Origin of the sequence: Xanthomonas hortorum pv. pelargonii (assembly GCF_024499015.1) — a bacterium.
In the GTDB taxonomy this organism is placed as follows: Bacteria; Pseudomonadota; Gammaproteobacteria; order Xanthomonadales; family Xanthomonadaceae; genus Xanthomonas; species Xanthomonas hortorum_B.
This window is the reverse complement of sequence record NZ_CP098604.1, coordinates 1,756,777-1,773,929: the sequence shown is the minus strand read 5'-3', so window position 1 is coordinate 1,773,929 and position 17,153 is coordinate 1,756,777. Positions and strand designations below refer to the sequence as shown.

Below are 17,153 nucleotides of genomic sequence, written 5' to 3'. Positions count from 1 at the left end.
AACCCTCAGTTCTGGCTCATTCCGATCGCTGCAATCATGATTGCGGCGAAGATCACGCCAATCACTACTATCACCGCATAAATGGCCAGCACCACAATCGTGACTGTGTCCAGCCCCGTGGATTGCCGCTCCGGGTGATCGGTGAAGGCCCAGCGATCCACCACCAGGGTCTCGCACACTTTGTCGTGCGGGGCTTGCTTGCGCTGGGTCATGCCGGCCATGAATGCCGCCACGATCGCGCCGATGCCCAGGGTGAGCACGCTGATCAGCATGTAGGCCAGGTAGCGCAACACGTTGCGCCAAAAGCCGACCCGGCCGCCGTTGGTGTCGGCGCGGACCAGCTTGATCCCGCAGGCGAGCTTGCCCAGGCTGGCCTGGTGCCGGCTGGACTGCATCCAGGCGAAATACAGCGTCGGGATGGTCAGACCGATGCCATACGACAACACCACCATCGCGATGCCAAGCGCGCTGCCGTCGTCCAGCGCCGAACCGGAATCGCCGCGGGTGGTTGCCAGCGCCACGACGAACACCAACGGGATCACGATCAGATACACCGCAAAGGTGGTCACGAAGCTGTCCAGAATGCTGGCCGCCACGCGCCGCCACAGGCCGGCATAGACAACCGGGGCATCCTGCAATGCAACGGTTGCTGTGGGCGCGGCGGCTACGGACTCCCAGGCGCTGGGAATTGGCACGCCAGCGGGTGTCTGCGACGAGGCGTAGGCGGGCGTCGCAGACGCGTCCGAGGTCTCGGTCAGGATCGGGCTTGAGGCCGCTTGGGTTGTCGCTGCGTCTGCCGGCGTGGTGGACCACGCTGCTGGATCTGCCGGTGCAGCGTGCTCGCTCGGCGGAACCTGCTGCTGCTCGACTGCGGCATGGTGATCGGCAAGGCCAGATTCGGTCTGCGCGAGCGAAGCGTCTGCAGCGGAGCCGGCAAACGGCGCCGCTGCGGCGGGCGCGTTATCCACCGGGACGCTGGTCGGGAAAACCGTCGCCTGCGGTTCGCTGCCCGGAACGTCCACGGGCGCATATCCGGTTGGCTCGGGGGGCGCCGGCACTGGTGTGTCGACGCCCAGTTCGGCCGCGACCTCGCGCAGCGCCACCCACTGCGGCAGACCTTCGCGCCAGACCAGGCTGGAGCGGTCGATGATGCCTTGCGACAGGCGCGCAACCAGCGTGTCGGTGTCGATCGGCCCCTGGCGTTCGCGCTGGGCGTCGGCGTAATACCACTGCGTCATTGATGTCCCCTTGGGTGAAACGATTGGCTAGAGCGTGAGATGCATTTGAGCTAACGCGCTCTAACCGCGGCAGTCCGGCGGAAGTTGGTTGTCGTCGATCTCGGAACTGCACTGCCAACTGCTCGCATCAACGTCGAAATCCAGCCACAACGCCTTGCCATCGAGCTTGGCCGATGTCGGTGCATGCATCACCGCTTCGATGCCGCACTGGGTGGTGTCGAAACGGCCGACCCGCACGCTGGTCAGCACGTCGTTTGCATAATGCTCGGGCGCCTGGAAGCCGCTGTCGCCATTGACCGGACAACGGCCTTCCTGCGCGAGAAATTCGGCGATCTGCGGCTTTAATGGCGCCAACGCGGCCACTGCCTTGGCGACTTTGGTGCGTCCCACATAGTCCTGATAAGCCGGCAGCGCGATTGCAGCCAGAATGCCGATCACCGCCACCAGGACAAACATCCCCACCACCGCGCACATGACCACCGCCAGCGACCATCCCGGCCCGTGGTTCGGCAGGCGATGCGCTGGCAGTACAGCCACGTGGGCAGGCGACACGTGTGCCGCCGCCGATGGCAGTGGCGGAGGCTGCGCTGCAGCGCTCAAATCGGTGGAGATCGGCGGCCCGAGCTCTTCGGCGCAGGCAGACAATGGCACCCATTGGGTCAGGCCTTCGCGCCAGACCAGGGTATCCAGGGCAATCGCGCGATCACGATACAGACCCAGCAAGGCCTCGCCGGCCACCAGGCCACGCCGATGGCGGTTGCCCTCGGCGTAATACCAACTGCTCATTCCCGTCCCCACGCACGCGCTTCCATCGCGGCTTCGACCCTCAGTGTACGGGTTCAGGCTCGTCGAGGAACATCTGCGTTTCCATCCATGCGTAGGCCGCTTCGGCGCCCGGCTGGTTGAACAGCACCATCAGCACCACCCACTTGAGGTCGTCCAGATCAAGCTCGTCCTGGTCCAGCGCCATGGCGCGGTCCAGCACCAACTCGCGCTGATCGGCATCGAGAATGCGGTGTTGCTCCAGGAACATCAGAAACCCACGGCAATCCACATCGAGCTTGTCCAATTCCGGGCCCTGGTATATACGCACCGGCCCGTCGACGTGCGGGCGCGCAACGCTAGGCCGCTGCTCGGAGAGCGCGTCCAGCCAATCGAAGGCTTTACTGATTTCTGCAGGGCTGAAGCCAGCCTGGATCAGGCCATTCTGAAGCGAGTCACGGTCACGGACCAGGTCCGCGTCTTCGCTGAAATAATGTTCGAACAGGTACAGCAGTACATCAAGAATGCTCTCTTTCATTGCCCCTCGGCCTGCGTCGCGCGACGCTGTGGAGGTGAAGAAACTAGGGATTGCGGGTATAGCGACCGTGCTCGGTGACCACGTCTCCCTCCAGTTCCATGATGAGCAGCATGGAGGACAGCGTGGCGGCCGTCAATCCGGTGCGTTCGACCAATGCATCCATAGGGGTTGGGTCGTGGCCAAGTGCCTGCCACAAGCGCTGGTAGTCCGGATCCGGGCGCGCGGTAGAGGCCTTGGGCGCCGTCCTGGCCTGATCAGTGGGGGCGGCCAGGCGCTGGCGCAAGGCATCGGCCAACTCGCCCGAGAGCAGGCGCAGCCCGTCGATGATCTGGGCCGGCTCCTGGGCCAGGGTGGCACCCTGACGGATCAGGTGATGGCAGCCGCGCGCGAGCGGATTGTGCAGCGAGCCGGGCAGGGCGAACACTTCACGCCCGGCCTCAGCTGCCAGCCGCGCGGTGATCAGCGCGCCCGAGCGCATGGCCGCTTCGACCACCAGCGTGCCCAATGCCAGCCCGGCGATGATCCGGTTGCGGGCCGGGAAGTGCCCCGCGGCCGCCGCTGTGCCGGGCAGGTACTCGCTGACGACCGCACCACGCGCGGCGATGCGATCGCGCAAGCCGTGATGGTGTGCGGGGTAGGCCACATCGGTGCCGGTGCCGACCACCGCTACGGTGATGCCGTCGGCGCGGGCCAGCGCGGCCTCGTGGGCGATCGCATCCACGCCTGCCGCCATGCCGCTGACGATGCCCAGCCCGGCGCCCGCCAGGCTGGAAGCGAACGCGCGGGTGTGCTCCCTCCCTCCGGCGGTGGCTGCGCGGCTGCCGACCACCGCCACCGCTGGATGCCACAACGCATTGGGGTCGCCGTCCACGAACAAGGCCAGCGGCGGATTGATCAGATGCCGCAGCAGGGCGGGATAGTCCGGATCCTGCCAGCCGATGAGGTGATGCCCGGGCTGCGCGCACCAGTGCAGCGCTGCGTCCAGCGCCTGCGTGTCGGGGACACGCAGCAGGGCCGATTGCAGCGCGTCGCAGCCGGCAGCGCACCATGCATCGGAGCCGGCGGCAAGGATCTCGGTCGGCGAGGCGAACGTCGTCAGCAGCGTACGGCGCGGCGGGCTGCGGCCGCCGGCCAGCAGCAGGATCAACAACGCACGCAGGTCGGGAGCAATCAGGGCCATGCGGTCAGCGTAGGCCGCAAGCGACGACGGCGCCCTCAGGCGCCGTCGCGTTACAGCATCGGATTTTGTCCCGCTTACTGCGCGTCTGGATGCTTGACGATGTAGCCCAGGCCGGTCGGCTTAACGCTTTCCATCACCAACGCATAGCTGACCTTGTCGAAGGTGCGGAACACCATCGCGTGCGAGACGTATTCGTCGGGCAGGCCGACGGTGGAACCGGCCGGACCGCTGAAGTCATCGTCAGCCCGCGAAAAACGCGAGTGTTTGACGCGGTCGCTGACCGTACGGCCCTTGCGCCAGATCGAAAACACGGTGCCGTTGTTGATGCCCTCGCGCGCGCCACCGGAGATGGCGATCACGTCGCGGGTACCGCCGACGATGAAGGCATCGGAGATGGCGAGTACGCGTAACTCGGTCTGCGTGGCCTGTTCCGACGGTGGATGCGGAATGAACTGCAGATCGTAGGGCTGTGCCTCGACCGCGATGATGCGATCGCCCGCACGCACTTCACGGCCGCTGTCCTGCAGCAGCAAAGTCGCCGCCTTGGAATTGCCGCCTGCCGCGCTGCGGGTAATGGTGCCGACGTTGACCTGCGCCAGTTCATACCCCAGGAACTCGCGGCGACTGCTCGGCGCGATGTAGTTCTTCCAGATGTTGCCGGAGCCGGCGACGCTATTGCCGGCCATATCCAGATCATCGTTGGGTTTGGGCAGGCTGAACTTCACGGTCGGGCGCACCACCGCAAAGCGCTGACCCGGCTGCGCGTCATCCAGGCCGACCACATAGGCCAACTGGCCAGTGGTGGCACGCGAACGACCGCCTTCCAGACCCACGACATACGGCAGGCCGTCGAAGTCGTCGGTGACGCGCAGGTTTTTGAGAAACGGCTCCACTTCCGACAGCGGAATCGCATTGATCGGCGCTTCCTGACGCGGGCCGGGCTGCACAGTGCCCTTGGCGACGCGATCCAGGTAGGCCAGGCTGATCACATCGCCCGGGTAGATCAGGTGCGGGTTCTGTATTTGCGGATTGGCCTGCCAGATTTCCGGCCACAGCCACGGCTTTTGCAGAAAACGCCCAGCGATGTCCCAAAGGGTATCCCCCTTGCGGACCACGTAAGTCTCTGGATGTTCGCCCACCGCTTGCGCGGCAGCGTAGGTCGCGACGGTCAGCATCGCCGCAGCGACGACCGTACGAAGTCGTTTCAACATGAGTGCCTTCTTGCCTGATTCCCCAACAGGTCCGCGCACTATGGTCCAGAAACCCCGGCGCTACGCAAGCAGTGCGCTAGAATAGGAGCGTCTTGCCGGCGCTGCGCCGGTGTTCCCAGCACGGGTAACCCCATGGCTTTGCTCCCTATTCTCGAATTTCCCGACCCGCGGCTGCGCACCAAGGCCGTGCCGGTGGATGCTGCCGAGGTCACCAGCCCGGCATTTCAACGCTTGCTCGACGATATGTTCCAGACCATGTACGAGGCGCCCGGCATCGGCCTGGCCGCCAGTCAGGTGGATGTGCACAAGCGTTTCATGGTGATCGACGTCAGCGACGAGAAGAACCTGCCGCAGGTGTTCATCAACCCGCAAATCGTCAGCAAACAGGGCGAGCAGCTGTATCAGGAAGGCTGCCTGTCGGTGCCGGGCATCTATGCCGATGTCAGCCGTGCCGATGCGATCACGGTGCGCTATGTCGACCGCCACGGGCAGGCGCAGGAACTGAGCACCGAAGGCCTGCTGGCGGTGTGCATCCAGCATGAGATGGATCACCTGGACGGCAAGTTGTTTGTCGATTATCTGTCGCCGCTCAAGCGCGAGATGGTGCGCAAGAAACTGGCCAAGCAGCGCAAACACGTGGCCTGACGGCCGGGATTCGGGAGTCGGGATTCGGAAAGCCGGTTCTCTCACCGATTGCCGAATCCGCCCTTGCGACTCCCCAATTTCCACTCCCGAATCTCCTGCCCAATGAAAATCATATTCGCCGGTACGCCGGATTTTGCCGTCGCCTCGTTGCGCGCGGCCGCGCAGCGACATGAAGTGGTGGCGGTCTATACCCAGCCGGATCGGCCTGCCGGCCGCGGCCGTGGGCTGACCGCCTCGCCGGTCAAGCTGGAAGCGATCGCGCGCGGCATCCCGGTGTTTCAGCCGCAGACGCTGCGCTCACCCGAGGCCCTGGCGACGCTGCGCGCGCTCGATGCTGACCTGATGGTAGTGGTGGCTTACGGCTTGATCCTGCCCAAGGCAGTGCTGGCCGCGCCGACCTACGGCTGCTGGAACGTGCATGCCTCGTTACTGCCGCGTTGGCGTGGTGCCGCGCCGATCCAGCGTGCGATCGAGGCCGGCGATACCGAGACCGGCGTGTGCCTGATGCAGATGGAAGCCGGTCTGGATACCGGCCCGGTGCTGCTGTCGCAACGTCTGGAGATCGGGGAGCAGGAAACCGGCGGGCAGCTGCATGACCGCCTCGCCGCGCTGGGTGCGCAGGTGCTGTCCGATGGGCTGGGGTTGCTGCGTGCCGGCGTTCGCCCGGTGGCGCAACCGCAGCCGGCCGAGGGAGTGACCTACGCGCACAAGCTGGACAAGGCGCAGGCGCGGCTGGACTGGGCGCAGCCGGCGCAGGAGCTGGCGCGGCGCGTGCGTGCGTTCAACCCCTGGCCGGTGGCCGAGGCGATGCTGGCCGGTGAGCGTGTGCGCCTGCATGGCGCAGTGGCGCTGGAGCTGGCACATCGGCAGGCGCCGGGCACCCTGCTCGCTGCCAGCAAGCAGGGCATCGATATCGCCTGCGGTGCGGGTGCGTTGCGGGTACGCGTCTTGCAGCGCGAGGGCGGCAAGGCGATCACCGCCGCCGACTACCTCAACGCGCGCCGCGATCTGCCGGCGCTGACCTGATGTCGACGGAAGCCGCCACTGCCGGCGTTGCCTCGCGTCTGGCCGCTGCGCGGGTGCTGACGGCGGTGTTCGACCAGGGCCGCTCGCTCAAGGCCGAGCTGGCCGCAAGCTTGCCCGGCCTGAGCGATCCACGCGACCGCGCGCTGGTGGAGGCGATCTGTTTTGCGGTGTTGCGCCGCCGCCCGGCCTACGACGTAGCGCTGCGGCAGTGGCTGGAGCGCCCGTTGCCGCCGCGCGATGCTGAACTGAAAGCGTTGCTGATGACCGGCTTCGCCCAGCTCGACGTGCTGCAACTGCCTGCGCATGCGGCGTTGTCGGCCACCGTGGATGCGTGTCGTGCGCTGGGCCGGCCGCGTCAGGCCGGCATGGTCAACGCGATCCTGCGGCGTGCGCAGCGCGAGGGTTTCCCGGCGGTGTCTGCCGATGCCGGTTGGCCGTCCTGGTTGCGCAAGCAGCTGCGTGCCGATTGGGGCGATGACGCCGAAGATATCTTCGTTGCAAGCGCGCTGATGGCGCCGATGTGGCTGCGGGTGCATCGCGGGCGCACCGATCCGGCCGCGTATGTCGCGCGCCTGGCCGAACTGGGCATCGCTGCCGAAATCGATGCGGTGTTGCCGGATGCGGTGCGCTTGCACAGTGCGCTGCCGGTGAGTCAATTGCCTGGCTTTGCCGAAGGCGAGGTCTCGGTGCAGGACGGCTCTGCGCAGCAGGTGGCCGATGCACTGCAGTTGGCCGCGTCCGCGCGTGTGCTCGATGCCTGCGCCGCGCCCGGTGGCAAGGCGGCGCACCTGCTGGAACGTCGTCCCGGCCTGCAGCTCACTGCACTGGATGTGGATGCGCGCCGGCTGGAACGCGTGCAGCAGACCCTGCAGCGCACCGTGCCAGGCGCGCAGGTCGTACTGCATGCGGCCGACGCCGCCGATCCCGCCGCGTGGTGGGACGGGCAGCCGTTCGATGCGGTGCTGCTGGATGCGCCGTGTTCGGCCACCGGCGTGGTGCGCCGTCAACCGGATGTGCTGCTGCATCGCCGCGCCGACGATATCGATGTCTTGAGCGCCTTGCAGGCACGCTTGCTCGATGCGACCTGGCGCACGCTGCGTCCGGGCGGGCAGTTGCTTTACACCACCTGCTCCTTGCTCGCGCGTGAGAACCAGGCCCAGGTGGAGGCGTTTTTGCAACGTACTGCCGATGCACAGGCGCAGTCGCTGGGTGCGCAGTTTGGTCATGCGGCAGGGCCGGGGCGCCAGCGGTTTCCAGGCGAGCAGCACTGCGACGGATTTTTCTACGCGCTTTTGCTAAAAACCTCCTGATCGCGCGCCGAGTCGGCGCTCCCTCCTGCTTCCCACTGCCGCCGGCCATGCTCAAGACCCGTGCTTCCACCGATTTCTGGCTGCTGGCCATCACCGCTGTATTGGTCATCGGTGCCGGGCTGGGATTGCGTGACCCTTGGCCGGCGGACGAGCCGCGGTTTGCGCTGGTCGCCAAGCAGATGGTGCTGAGCGGCGACTGGCTGTTCCCGCATCGCGGCAACGAGCTGTACTCGGACAAGCCGCCGATGCTGATGTGGCTGCAGGCGCTGTTCTACACGCTGCTGGGCAATTGGCGGGTGGCGTTCCTGCTGCCGTCGCTGCTGGCAGCCTTGGGCACGCTGGCCTGCGTGTACGACCTGGGGCGGCGGCTGTGGACCCGGCGCGTCGGCCTGTATGCGGCCTGGATGCTGCTGTTCACGTTGCACTTCACCTTCCAGGCCAAGAAGGCGCAGATCGACCCGCTGGTGGTGTTCTGGATCACCCTGGCCAATTACGGGCTGTTGCGCCATCTGTTGATGGGCCCGGCCTGGCGCTGGTGGACGCTGGGCTGGTTCGCCGCCGGGCTGGGCGTGATCACCAAAGGCGTCGGGGTGATCGCGTTGCTGATGCTGATCCCGGCCGGCATTGCGTCGGCGCGCGGTTGGCCGGGCGTACGCGTGCATGTGCGCGATCGGCGCTTCTGGCTGGGGCCGCTGTTTTTCTTTGTCGCGATCCTGCTGTGGTTCGTGCCGATGATGGTGACCGCGCTGACCGCAGGTCAGCCCGAATACCGCGTGTATCTCAACGACATCCTGCTGCGCCAGACCGCCAAGCGCTACGCCAGCTCCTGGGACCACGCGCAACCGGTCTGGTACCACTTGAAGGGCATGGCCACGATGTGGCTGCCGACCATCCTGCTGCTGCCATGGGCAATCCCGGCCTGGCGGCGACGGCTCAAGCGCCGCGATCCGCGCTATCTGCTGCCGCTGGCGTGGTGGCTGTTGGTGCTGGTGTTCTTCACCATTCCCAGCGGCAAGCGCGATGTCTACATCCTGCCGGCGCTGCCGATGTTCTGCCTGGCGCTGGCGCCGTTGGCGGCGGGGCTGTTGCGCCGGGCCGGGGTGCAGCGCGTGTTATTCGGATTCGCGCTGCTGCTGACGGTGGTCTTCAGCGTTGGCGGGGTGGCGATGCTGATCGGGCATCCGGGCTTCGAGCAGAAGATCATGGACAGCCGCGGGGTCGGCAGCGAGGCCACCGACCCGCTCGGCTGGCTGTTGCTGGCGGTGGGGGTGTGGGGCATAGCCAGCCTGCTGTTGCTGCGGGTGCGCCGCTCCGCGCTTGCGGTCGCCTCGCTGCTGGGTGCGTGGTGGGTGGCGTTCGGGCTGGTCTGCTACCCGATCTTCAACGACTCCAGCTCGTCGGGCGCGGTGATGCGCGAGGCCGGGCGCCGGATCGGGGCGCATGCGCAGCTCGGGCTGGTGGCCTGGAAAGAGCAGAACCTGCTGATGGCCGACCGCTCCGCGCAGACCTTCGGCTTCAAGGTGCCGTGGGAACAACAGCTGCAACGCGGGGTGACCTGGCAGGCAGAGCAGCCTGCGCAACGCTGGCTGTTGGTGCAGGAGACGGCGTTGCTGGCCTGCGTGGATCGCAGTCGCAGCCAATTGGTGGGGGTGGCCAACCGTCGTCGCTGGTGGCTGGTGCCGGCCGATGCGGTGCAGGGCAGCTGCGTGGCGAGCTCCAACGAGCGGGCGGTGGAAGCACAGGAGCAGGGCAACCTGGAGACCGAATGAGGGCACCGAGCCCTGGTCCCGGGCCCGATTTGCGCCGCGTCAATGGTGCCGCTGGCCGCTGTCTAGCGACGATTCATGCGGGGCATCGTTAGCTTGGCCGGCATTGCCGCTGAGTGTTGCCCGCTTTACCTCCCTTTCGCCACCGATGCTCGATGAATTCCTTGCCCACTCAACCCGCTTCGCTGTCGCAGGCTGCCCCCATCGCATCGCGGGCAGGCGTGCGCATCGCCGAACTGGGCGTGTTCCTGATGACCGCACTGGTGGTCAGCATGCCGAGCGGCCTGCTGCCGTTCGGCGTGTGCCTGCTGCTCGGTTCGCTGGTGGGTTGGCGCAACCTGCGTGCGGGCATCGTCACGCGCGATGGGTCGCTGCGTGCGCTGGGCTGGCTGACGGCGGCGGTCATCGCGATGTCGCTGCTGTCGATCGCCCTGTTCGAACATGGGCTGCGCGACGTCGATAACCGCTCGCGCTTTCTGGTGCTGCCGTGGGCTGCGTTGTGGGCGTACGCGCTGCAGCCGCGCCAGGTCTGGTTGTGGCGCGGCGCACTAGCCGGCGTGTTCGCAGCCATGTTGATCGCCTTGTTGCAGGTGATGAACGGTGCCGACCGCGCGGAAGGCTTTACCAACGCGATTGTGTTCGCCGATATCGCGCTGATGCTGCTGGTGGTGGCGGTGTTCTGTCGCCCGGTGGGCAACGTGCGCTGGCTGGTCGGCGCGGCCATCGCTGCGGTGGTGGTCATCGTGCTCAGTGGCAGCCGTGGTGTGTACCTGTCGTTGCTGGTGACCCTGGGTGTGCTGATCTGGGGCGCGGCCTGGCATAGCCCGCGCATGCGTTTGCTGGCCTTCATCGGTAGCGCCGTGCTGGCGGTGGGCGTGATCGTCAGCGTGCCGGCCTTGACCGATCAAATGCGTCTGGGTGAATTGCAGAGAGACCTGCAACGCTACGAGGTCGGCGACAGCGATTCGTCTGCCGGCGCCCGCATCGAGCGGCTGCATGTGGCCTGGGATACCTTGCGCGCGCATCCGCTCACTGGCGTGGGCGTCGGGCGTTTCGACGATGCGATGCGCGAGTTGCCGGTGTGTGCCGGCGATACCTGGTTGCTGCGTTGTCATCTGGGTCACGCGCATAACGATCTGGCCGAATGGGGCGCCACGCAGGGCGTTCCGGGCCTGTTGCTGTTGATCGCGGTGTATGGCGTGCCGCTGTGGATCTTCGTGCGATTGCATCGGCGCAGCGGGCAGCGCCAGTTTCGCGGGCCGGCAGCGGCCGGCGTGATGATCGTGATCAGCTACGCGCTATGTGGATTGACCCAATCGATGTTCGCGCATCAGGTCTCGGCGAGTTTCTACACGGCGATGGTCGGTGTGCTGGCTGGCCTGGCAGCGCGTCAGGCGCAGCAGGCTGCATCTCAGTCGCTGCGTTGATCGTCCGCACGCGGCGGGTCCTGCACCGGTTGGTTGTGCTGTAGCAGCCACAACATGATGGTCTTCTGGCGCACGTAGTTGGCACGCACATAGGCGTAGATCAGCCCGTGCCAGCCATCGCGAAAACCGCCACGCAGCAGATAGCCGCGCCAGAAACGCCAGGCCGGCGCCAGCACCAGCTTGCTCCAGGTCGCGCGTTTGCCGCGTGCGTACTCGTGCTCGGCCATCATCTGCGCATAGCGCTGGGTCTTGGCCAGCTGCTGCGCCAGTGAGCGATACGGGTAATGGATCAGATCGCCGGGCAGGGTGACGACGGTTCCATCCACACTCGCCGCTTCGTGGATCTCGCGCTTGCCGCGCCAGCCGCCGCGCCGGCGATCGAACAGGCGCAGTACGCGATCGGGATAGGCATTGCCATGGCGCAGAAAGCGGCCGAAGTAATCCGACAGCCGTGCGAAGCGATAGCCGGCCGCCTCGGTGAAGCCCGCATCGCGCGCGGCGATGATCGAGCTGCGCAAGGCATCGCTGACGCGTTCGTCGGCATCCAGGCACAGCACCCAGTCGTGGCTGGCCTGTTCGACGCAATACGCCTTCTGGCTGCGATAGCCGTCGAAGTCGCGTTGCAACACGCGTGCGCCAAGCGCAGTGGCCAGCGCCACGGTGGCGTCGGTGGAGCCGGAGTCCACCACCACGATCTCGTCGCAGAACGCCAGCGAGCTCAGACAGTCGCGTAGGCGATCGGCCTCGTTGAACGCGATAATGCAGGCGCTGATGCGCGGCCGTTCGTCGGGTGCGGTCAAAGAGGACATGTGATGGCCGAGTACCTGCTGTTCGCAACGGAGCGTTACGCGTTGCCTATTCTGGCGCCATTGGCGCAGGCATTACAGACCCGCGGCCACTCCGTGTCGGCCTGGTTCGAGGGCGGTGCGCGTGGGCTGGCCTTGCCGGGTGTGCGCGAGGTCGGCCTGCGCGAGGCGCTGGCGCTGGGTCCGCGTGCGGTGTTCAGCGCAGCCAACTGGGTGCCGCCGTTTATCTCCGGCGCCAAGGTGCAGCTCTTCCATGGTTTCAACGTGCAAAAGCGCGAAGACAATCGCGGCCATTTCCGCGTGCGCGGTCTGTTCGATCTGTACTGCACGCAAGGTCCGGCCACCACGGCGCCGTTTCGTGCATTGGCCACGCGCGAAGGGCATTTTGCAGTGGTCGAAACCGGCTGGCCGAAGCTCGACCCGGTGTTCCGCGACGATGGCGGACGCAGCGCCGCGTTGCGCGCGCCAGCCAACGGGCGGCCTGTGATCCTGTTCGGCTCCACGTTTACCGAGCGCTTGAGCGCTGCGCCTGCGCTCTATGCTGAGATCGCCGCCGATATATCGCGCGGTACGCACTACTGGCTGCTGACCTTGCATCCCAAGTGCGCGCCAGAACTGTTCGATCGCTATCGCGCGCTGGCCGGGCCGAATGCCCGCTTCGTCGAACCCGAAGAGGTCGCGGCCGCGCAGCGTGCGGCCGATGTGCTGGTGTCGGACACCTCATCGATCGTGTCCGAATTCGTGGTGCAGCACAAACCGGTGGTGACTTTTCGCAACCGCGTGCCGCAGCCGCATATGCTCGACTTTCAGCAAGCAGAGCAGTTGCCGCAGCAACTGGCGCGCGCACTGGCGCCGGATGCGGCGCTGCGTAGCGCGCTGGCCAGTTATGCCGACGCGATCCATCCATATCGCGATGGGCAATCGTCGGCGCGGGTGATTGCCGCGACCGAGGACTTCATCGCCGGCAAGCTCGGCCCGGTGCGACGCAAGCCGTTGGGTGCGCTATGGCGCGGGCTGCAGATTCGGCGCGAACTCGGGTACTGGGGGCCGGCGCAACGTTGATTGCTGGTGGTGCGCGATGCCAATGCCGATCAGCGATCGCTGATCCAATCACCAATCACCAATCACCAATCACCAATCACCAATCACCAATCACCAATCACCAATCACCAATCACCAGCGCAGCTTGCGCCGCGTCAACGCCGCACCGAGTTGTGCCTGCAGCTGCTGCGCCTGTGCCAACGGCACAAAGCGCAGGCGTAACGCCGGGCCGGTTGCGCTGGCGCCGGCGGTGTCCAGCCAGAGCGTGGCGGTGCCGGACAACCGATCCAGCGGCGAGCGTTGCAGTTGCAGCGCCTGCAGCTTGTCCAGTTCGGCCAGCCGCCACCAACGCTTCCACCAGCCACCGCGCACGGCTACATACCGCGCATCCAGCGCATAGCCCATGCGCTGCACCTGGCGATGCGCCTTGAACGCACTCCACGGCAACCACAGCAACACCCACGCCGCCTGACTGCCGAATTGCCAGGCCAGGCCGGCCATCAGCGGCAGCAGCAACAGCAACGTGGGCAGGCTCAGCCGCCACCAGCAATGCGTGGCGATCGATTGCCACTGCGCAGGCGGCCAGGCAGCACCGGGCAGCAGGCGCTGCAACAAGGCATCGCAGCGCTGCGGGTCGGCGATCGGCGCGAGTTCCTTCAACGCGCTGCCTTCGTTATCGCCAGTGCCTGCCACGGCAGTGTCCACGCGCAACTGGCGCCGGCCGAACAGGCGATGCAGGCGGCTTTCGTACAGCGTCCACGACTGGATCCGCCGCAACGCCACGCTGCTGCGGACGCGCGTCAGCAGGCCGCGCTCCACGGTGAGACGGCGCTCGGATTCACTGAGATGAAAGCCATGGTATTGCGCCACCGCCAAGGCCACAGAGAGCGCGCGCATTGCGAGTAAGACCGCTAAAAAGCCGATCAGCACCAACGCGGCGGTGAGTGCCGTGCCCGGATGGATCTGGCTGACATAGCGATACGCCAGCTCGCCATTGTGTTCGACGAAGTTGGACACCGTGCGGCGCGGAATCATCTGGTAGATCACACCGAAACTGGCTGCCACCACCACCATGCCGCGATTGGAAATCAGCCCCAGCCGGATCACCTCGCCCATCGGCAGGCGCAGTAGCGTGTTGCTGTTGTTGTCGACCTGCGGCGCGGCGGCATCGGTGTGCTGCGCGCGGCGACGGATCAGGTCTTCCAGCGCCAGTGCCTGATCCAGCCGCAGCACGCGCATTTCCGCTTCGGGTTTGTGGCCACCGGCCGATTCCAGCCGCACTTCGGCCACGCCGGCCAGCCGGTGCAGCAGCGATTGATGCACCACCACGTTGTGGATACGCGCGAACGGGATGTCGCGCCGGCTGCGTTCCAGCAGGCCGCTGCGAATGGCCACGCCGTCGGTGCCGATGCGGTAGCGGTAGGTGAAGTAGCGCAGCACCGAAATCGCCACCAGCACCGCGATCACCACGCCGGTGGCGATGTGGTCGGCAAAATCGCGGCTGCCGTCGCGGCTGCCGAACAACACGAGCGCGGCCAGCGGAATCAGGAACTGGCGGATCTGCTGCAGCAGCACGAACATCCACGACAGCGGGTGCAGGCGTTGTTCGGCGTCGCCGGGATGTTCGATCGCGCTCACAGCGCGTCGTCGTCGTGATCGAGCTGGCGCGCGAGGCGGTCGCGCAACCGCTCGGCATCGTCCTGATCCAGGCCGGACAGCGCCACAGCATTGAGCCGGCTGCCGGCGGTGTGCACCACCAGTGTGGTCAGGCGCGTGGCGCGCTCGATCGGGCCGCGGCGCAGATCCACATGCTGCACGCGCGAGATCGGAATCCGTGTGTCGCTCTGCCACAGGTGGCCGCGTTGCAGCGCCAGGCCATGCTGGTCGAGCTTCCAATGGGTGAGGCGATGGCGTTTGACCGCAAACCAGGCACCCAGTGCAGCGGCCACCAACGTCACACCCAGCACCACCGGCCAGTAACCCCAGGCGTGCAGCGCGGTGGCCATCACGCCAGCGGCAATCAGCCCGGCGAATCCGCCGCCCAGTGCGCCGTTCACCCCGGCCACATAGGCGCCACGCTGCGGTAGCGCCTGCCACTGCGCGTGGTCCACGGCCGGACTCTCTGCCGGAGCGGCTGGGACGATGACATCGGGGTGCGGAGGTGGAGCGTCGTGCACTAGGCTGGCCTGCAGAAGCGGTGCGCAAGCATAGCCGGGCGCCGAGGGCGGGCGCATCCGGCGCAGGCCGCGCTTACTGCGCGGCCAGAATCAGCGCATCCACATCCAGCGCGTGGCCGGCACGGGCGGCCTTGGTGCGCAGGTATTGCTCGTTTTCGGGGGTGATGTCGCCGGTGACCGGGATGCGGTCTTCGACGCTGATGCCGGCCGCGCGCAGGCGTTCGGCCTTGGCGGGGTTGTTGGTCAACAGCCGGATCCGGCCGATGCCCAGGCCGCGCAGCATTGCCACCGCGCTGCCGTAGCGACGCTCGTCCGGGCCGAAGCCCAGCTGCGCATCGGCATCGATGGTGTCCAGCCCTGCATGCTGATAGCCGTAAGCGCGCATCTTGGCAGCGATGCCGGTGCCGCGGCCTTCCTGGTCCAGATACAGCAGCACGCCGCCGCCGAGGTCTTTCAGCTTGGCCAGGCCGTGCCGCAGCTGATCACCGCAATCGCATTTGAGCGAGCCGAACAGATCGCCGGTCAGGCACGAGGAATGCACGCGCACCGGCACCGCAGCCGAGAGGTCGGGCTGGCCGACCACGATCGCCACCTGGTCGCGCTGCGCCACCCCGCCTCGAAACACCACGAATTCGCTCATGCCCAGGCCGCGCAACGGCACCGGCGTACGCGTGACCAGCTCGTAGCCGGCGGCGGCGGATTTGGCGCAGCCGGTGGCCAGATCGTCCAGCGCCAGCGACTGGCAGCCGGCGAAGGCGGCCTGGTCGTTTGCGTCGCGCAGGTCTACCGCCAGCATCGCCGGCAGCAATAGTCCCAGACGCGCGATCTCCACTGAGCCTGCGTCCAGTGCATCGCCGGGTGTCCACTGCGTCGGCACCGGGGTATCGCGCAGGTAGGCCAGCGCGGCAAGCTGGTCATAGCTGTGTTCGATCAGCGCCACGCGCGCGCCCTGCTGCGCGCTCAAGCCCAGTACCTGGGCGCGGGTCGGGGTGACGAACAGATAGTGACGCCCCTGCGCCGCACGCGCGAAGGCCGCATACGACTGCGCGGTGCTGCTGTCCAACGCCAACACCGCGCGCGACTGCCCGCTCGCCGCGGTGAGCAGCACCGGGCGGCCGGACCGCAGTTCGGAGGCGGCGCGCTCACAGCGGATCGCCGCCGGATCACCGAAGGCGTGTGCGCTGGGGGAGGGGACGGGGCTGCTCATGCACGACTCCAGATGGGGATTGCCACGGCCGCTTCAAGGCGGCCGCCGCCGCAGCCACTGGGTGGTCGCGTGACGCCATTGTCGCGTGGTTCGCAACGCCCGGTCGCCACGGCGCGGTGGAACGGTGCATCCAGCGGCTGCAGACTGGGTGGCGCAGCAGGCGCCGATTGGTTGCATGCCGGTCGCGTTGTTCATCGCCCGGCAATGCTTTTTAATCCCAAGACCCTCTGCCCGCCTAGGACCCCATGTCTCTTATCGACTGCAGCGAAGCCCGCCACGCCAGCGCCATCCTGGACATCTTCAACGATGCCATCGCCAACTCGACGGCGCTGTACGACTACAAGCCGCGGCCGCCGGAGAGCATGGTCGGCTGGTTTGCGACCAAGCGGGCGGGCGGCTTTCCGGTGATCGGTGTGGAAGACGCCGACGGCACGTTGATGGGCTTTGCCAGCTACGGCACGTTCCGCGCCTGGCCGGCGTTCAAGTACAGCGTGGAGCATTCGATCTACGTGCACCGCGACCATCGCGGCAAAGGGCTGGGGCGCACGCTGCTGCAGGCCTTGATCGCCGCGGCGCAGGAGCGCGGCGTGCATGTACTGGTCGGCGGCATCGATGCCAGCAATCAGGCCAGCATTGCCTTGCACGAACAATTCGGCTTCACCCACGCCGGCACGGTGCGCGAGGCCGGTTTCAAGTTCGGGCGTTGGCTGGATCTGGCGTTCTATCAGCGCATTCTGGCCACACCGGCCGATCCACACGACGATTGAATAGTGCTGCCTGGCGCCGACACGGCGTGCCGCGCTCTGTTCGCACCCTTGT

At 66.7% G+C, this 17,153-nt stretch carries 16 protein-coding genes; 7 read left to right on the top strand and 9 right to left on the bottom strand.

Going from position 1 to position 17,153, the window contains the following annotated elements; all coding sequences use genetic code 11:
* Window positions 1-5: 5 nt before the first annotated feature.
* The 5 genes from NDY25_RS07945 to NDY25_RS07925 all read right to left on the bottom strand — a co-directional run bounded on the left by NDY25_RS07945 (window position 6) and on the right by NDY25_RS07925 (window position 4,929).
* Window positions 6-1,238, bottom strand: coding sequence for an RDD family protein (locus tag NDY25_RS07945; RefSeq protein ID WP_256627868.1), 1,233 nt, complete (start codon window positions 1,236-1,238; stop codon window positions 6-8).
* Between the two features lie 60 nt (window positions 1,239-1,298).
* Entirely contained in the window at window positions 1,299-2,024 is a 726-nt protein-coding gene (locus NDY25_RS07940; RefSeq protein ID WP_168959915.1) for a pilin, read from the bottom strand.
* Window positions 2,025-2,064: 40 nt separating this feature from the next.
* A complete protein-coding gene (locus tag NDY25_RS07935) occupies window positions 2,065-2,538 on the bottom strand; it encodes a DUF494 family protein (protein WP_168959916.1) in 474 nt (157 codons plus the stop codon).
* A gap of 43 nt (window positions 2,539-2,581) precedes the next feature.
* On the bottom strand, window positions 2,582-3,718 hold the full coding sequence (gene dprA, locus NDY25_RS07930) for a DNA-processing protein DprA (protein ID WP_168959917.1): 1,137 nt from the start codon (window positions 3,716-3,718) through the stop codon (window positions 2,582-2,584).
* A 74-nt stretch (window positions 3,719-3,792) separates the two neighbouring features.
* Window positions 3,793-4,929 carry a LysM peptidoglycan-binding domain-containing protein gene (locus NDY25_RS07925; protein WP_168959918.1) on the bottom strand — a complete coding sequence of 379 codons (1,137 nt, stop codon included), beginning with the start codon at window positions 4,927-4,929 and terminating at the stop codon, window positions 3,793-3,795.
* 132 nt (window positions 4,930-5,061) lie between these two features.
* On the opposite strand from NDY25_RS07925, the gene def reads away from it, so the two are divergent.
* From def to NDY25_RS07900, 5 genes are all read left to right on the top strand, one after another.
* Window positions 5,062-5,574 carry a peptide deformylase gene (def, locus tag NDY25_RS07920; RefSeq protein ID WP_006453163.1) on the top strand — a complete coding sequence of 171 codons (513 nt, stop codon included), beginning with the start codon at window positions 5,062-5,064 and terminating at the stop codon, window positions 5,572-5,574.
* Window positions 5,575-5,676: 102 nt separating this feature from the next.
* Entirely contained in the window at window positions 5,677-6,600 is a 924-nt protein-coding gene (gene fmt, locus NDY25_RS07915) for a methionyl-tRNA formyltransferase (RefSeq protein ID WP_006453164.1), read from the top strand.
* The gene (rsmB, locus tag NDY25_RS07910; RefSeq protein WP_251754953.1) at window positions 6,600-7,910 is read left to right on the top strand and encodes a 16S rRNA (cytosine(967)-C(5))-methyltransferase RsmB; all 1,311 of its coding nucleotides are present in this window, start codon (window positions 6,600-6,602) and stop codon (window positions 7,908-7,910) included. Before fmt ends, rsmB begins: the two co-directional genes overlap by 1 nt.
* A gap of 47 nt (window positions 7,911-7,957) precedes the next feature.
* Window positions 7,958-9,679, top strand: a complete 1,722-nt coding sequence (locus NDY25_RS07905; protein WP_168959920.1) for an ArnT family glycosyltransferase — start codon at window positions 7,958-7,960, stop codon at window positions 9,677-9,679.
* A 152-nt stretch (window positions 9,680-9,831) separates the two neighbouring features.
* Window positions 9,832-11,103 carry an O-antigen ligase family protein gene (locus NDY25_RS07900; protein ID WP_168959921.1) on the top strand — a complete coding sequence of 424 codons (1,272 nt, stop codon included), beginning with the start codon at window positions 9,832-9,834 and terminating at the stop codon, window positions 11,101-11,103.
* Here the strand turns inward: NDY25_RS07900 and NDY25_RS07895 are convergent.
* Window positions 11,088-11,912 carry a glycosyltransferase family 2 protein gene (locus NDY25_RS07895; protein WP_168959922.1) on the bottom strand — a complete coding sequence of 275 codons (825 nt, stop codon included), beginning with the start codon at window positions 11,910-11,912 and terminating at the stop codon, window positions 11,088-11,090. The two genes, NDY25_RS07900 and NDY25_RS07895, sit on opposite strands and share 16 nt — an antisense overlap.
* Here NDY25_RS07895 and NDY25_RS07890 point away from each other — a divergent pair, their 5' ends adjacent.
* Window positions 11,913-12,971 carry a CDP-glycerol glycerophosphotransferase family protein gene (locus NDY25_RS07890; RefSeq protein ID WP_256627867.1) on the top strand — a complete coding sequence of 353 codons (1,059 nt, stop codon included), beginning with the start codon at window positions 11,913-11,915 and terminating at the stop codon, window positions 12,969-12,971.
* Window positions 12,972-13,082: 111 nt separating this feature from the next.
* On the opposite strand, the gene NDY25_RS07885 is transcribed toward NDY25_RS07890, so the two are convergent.
* From NDY25_RS07885 to ribA, 3 genes are all read right to left on the bottom strand, one after another.
* A complete protein-coding gene (locus NDY25_RS07885; RefSeq protein WP_168959924.1) occupies window positions 13,083-14,588 on the bottom strand; it encodes a PH domain-containing protein in 1,506 nt (501 codons plus the stop codon).
* Window positions 14,585-15,061, bottom strand: a complete 477-nt coding sequence (locus NDY25_RS07880; protein WP_168959925.1) for a PH domain-containing protein — start codon at window positions 15,059-15,061, stop codon at window positions 14,585-14,587. Before NDY25_RS07880 ends, NDY25_RS07885 begins: the two co-directional genes overlap by 4 nt.
* A gap of 139 nt (window positions 15,062-15,200) precedes the next feature.
* Entirely contained in the window at window positions 15,201-16,334 is a 1,134-nt protein-coding gene (gene ribA, locus NDY25_RS07875) for a GTP cyclohydrolase II RibA (RefSeq protein ID WP_168959926.1), read from the bottom strand.
* Window positions 16,335-16,579: 245 nt separating this feature from the next.
* Here ribA and NDY25_RS07870 point away from each other — a divergent pair, with 245 nt between their 5' ends.
* Complete coding sequence (locus tag NDY25_RS07870) at window positions 16,580-17,101, top strand: GNAT family N-acetyltransferase (RefSeq protein WP_115039600.1); 522 nt, start codon at window positions 16,580-16,582, stop codon at window positions 17,099-17,101.
* The last annotated feature ends 52 nt before the right edge of the window (window positions 17,102-17,153 follow it).

What these genes read in the sequence shown, in the direction of transcription:
- NDY25_RS07945 (WP_256627868.1), bottom strand. Translation starts at nt 1,238, where the DNA reads ATGACGCAGTGGTATTACGCCGACGCCCAGCGCGAACGCCAGGGGCCG.
- NDY25_RS07940 (WP_168959915.1), bottom strand. Translation starts at nt 2,024, where the DNA reads ATGAGCAGTTGGTATTACGCCGAGGGCAACCGCCATCGGCGTGGCCTG.
- NDY25_RS07935 (WP_168959916.1), bottom strand. Translation starts at nt 2,538, where the DNA reads ATGAAAGAGAGCATTCTTGATGTACTGCTGTACCTGTTCGAACATTAT.
- dprA (WP_168959917.1), bottom strand. Translation starts at nt 3,718, where the DNA reads ATGGCCCTGATTGCTCCCGACCTGCGTGCGTTGTTGATCCTGCTGCTG.
- NDY25_RS07925 (WP_168959918.1), bottom strand. Translation starts at nt 4,929, where the DNA reads ATGTTGAAACGACTTCGTACGGTCGTCGCTGCGGCGATGCTGACCGTC.
- def (WP_006453163.1), top strand. Translation starts at nt 5,062, where the DNA reads ATGGCTTTGCTCCCTATTCTCGAATTTCCCGACCCGCGGCTGCGCACC.
- fmt (WP_006453164.1), top strand. Translation starts at nt 5,677, where the DNA reads ATGAAAATCATATTCGCCGGTACGCCGGATTTTGCCGTCGCCTCGTTG.
- rsmB (WP_251754953.1), top strand. Translation starts at nt 6,600, where the DNA reads ATGTCGACGGAAGCCGCCACTGCCGGCGTTGCCTCGCGTCTGGCCGCT.
- NDY25_RS07905 (WP_168959920.1), top strand. Translation starts at nt 7,958, where the DNA reads ATGCTCAAGACCCGTGCTTCCACCGATTTCTGGCTGCTGGCCATCACC.
- NDY25_RS07900 (WP_168959921.1), top strand. Translation starts at nt 9,832, where the DNA reads ATGAATTCCTTGCCCACTCAACCCGCTTCGCTGTCGCAGGCTGCCCCC.
- NDY25_RS07895 (WP_168959922.1), bottom strand. Translation starts at nt 11,912, where the DNA reads ATGTCCTCTTTGACCGCACCCGACGAACGGCCGCGCATCAGCGCCTGC.
- ribA (WP_168959926.1), bottom strand. Translation starts at nt 16,334, where the DNA reads ATGAGCAGCCCCGTCCCCTCCCCCAGCGCACACGCCTTCGGTGATCCG.
- NDY25_RS07870 (WP_115039600.1), top strand. Translation starts at nt 16,580, where the DNA reads ATGTCTCTTATCGACTGCAGCGAAGCCCGCCACGCCAGCGCCATCCTG.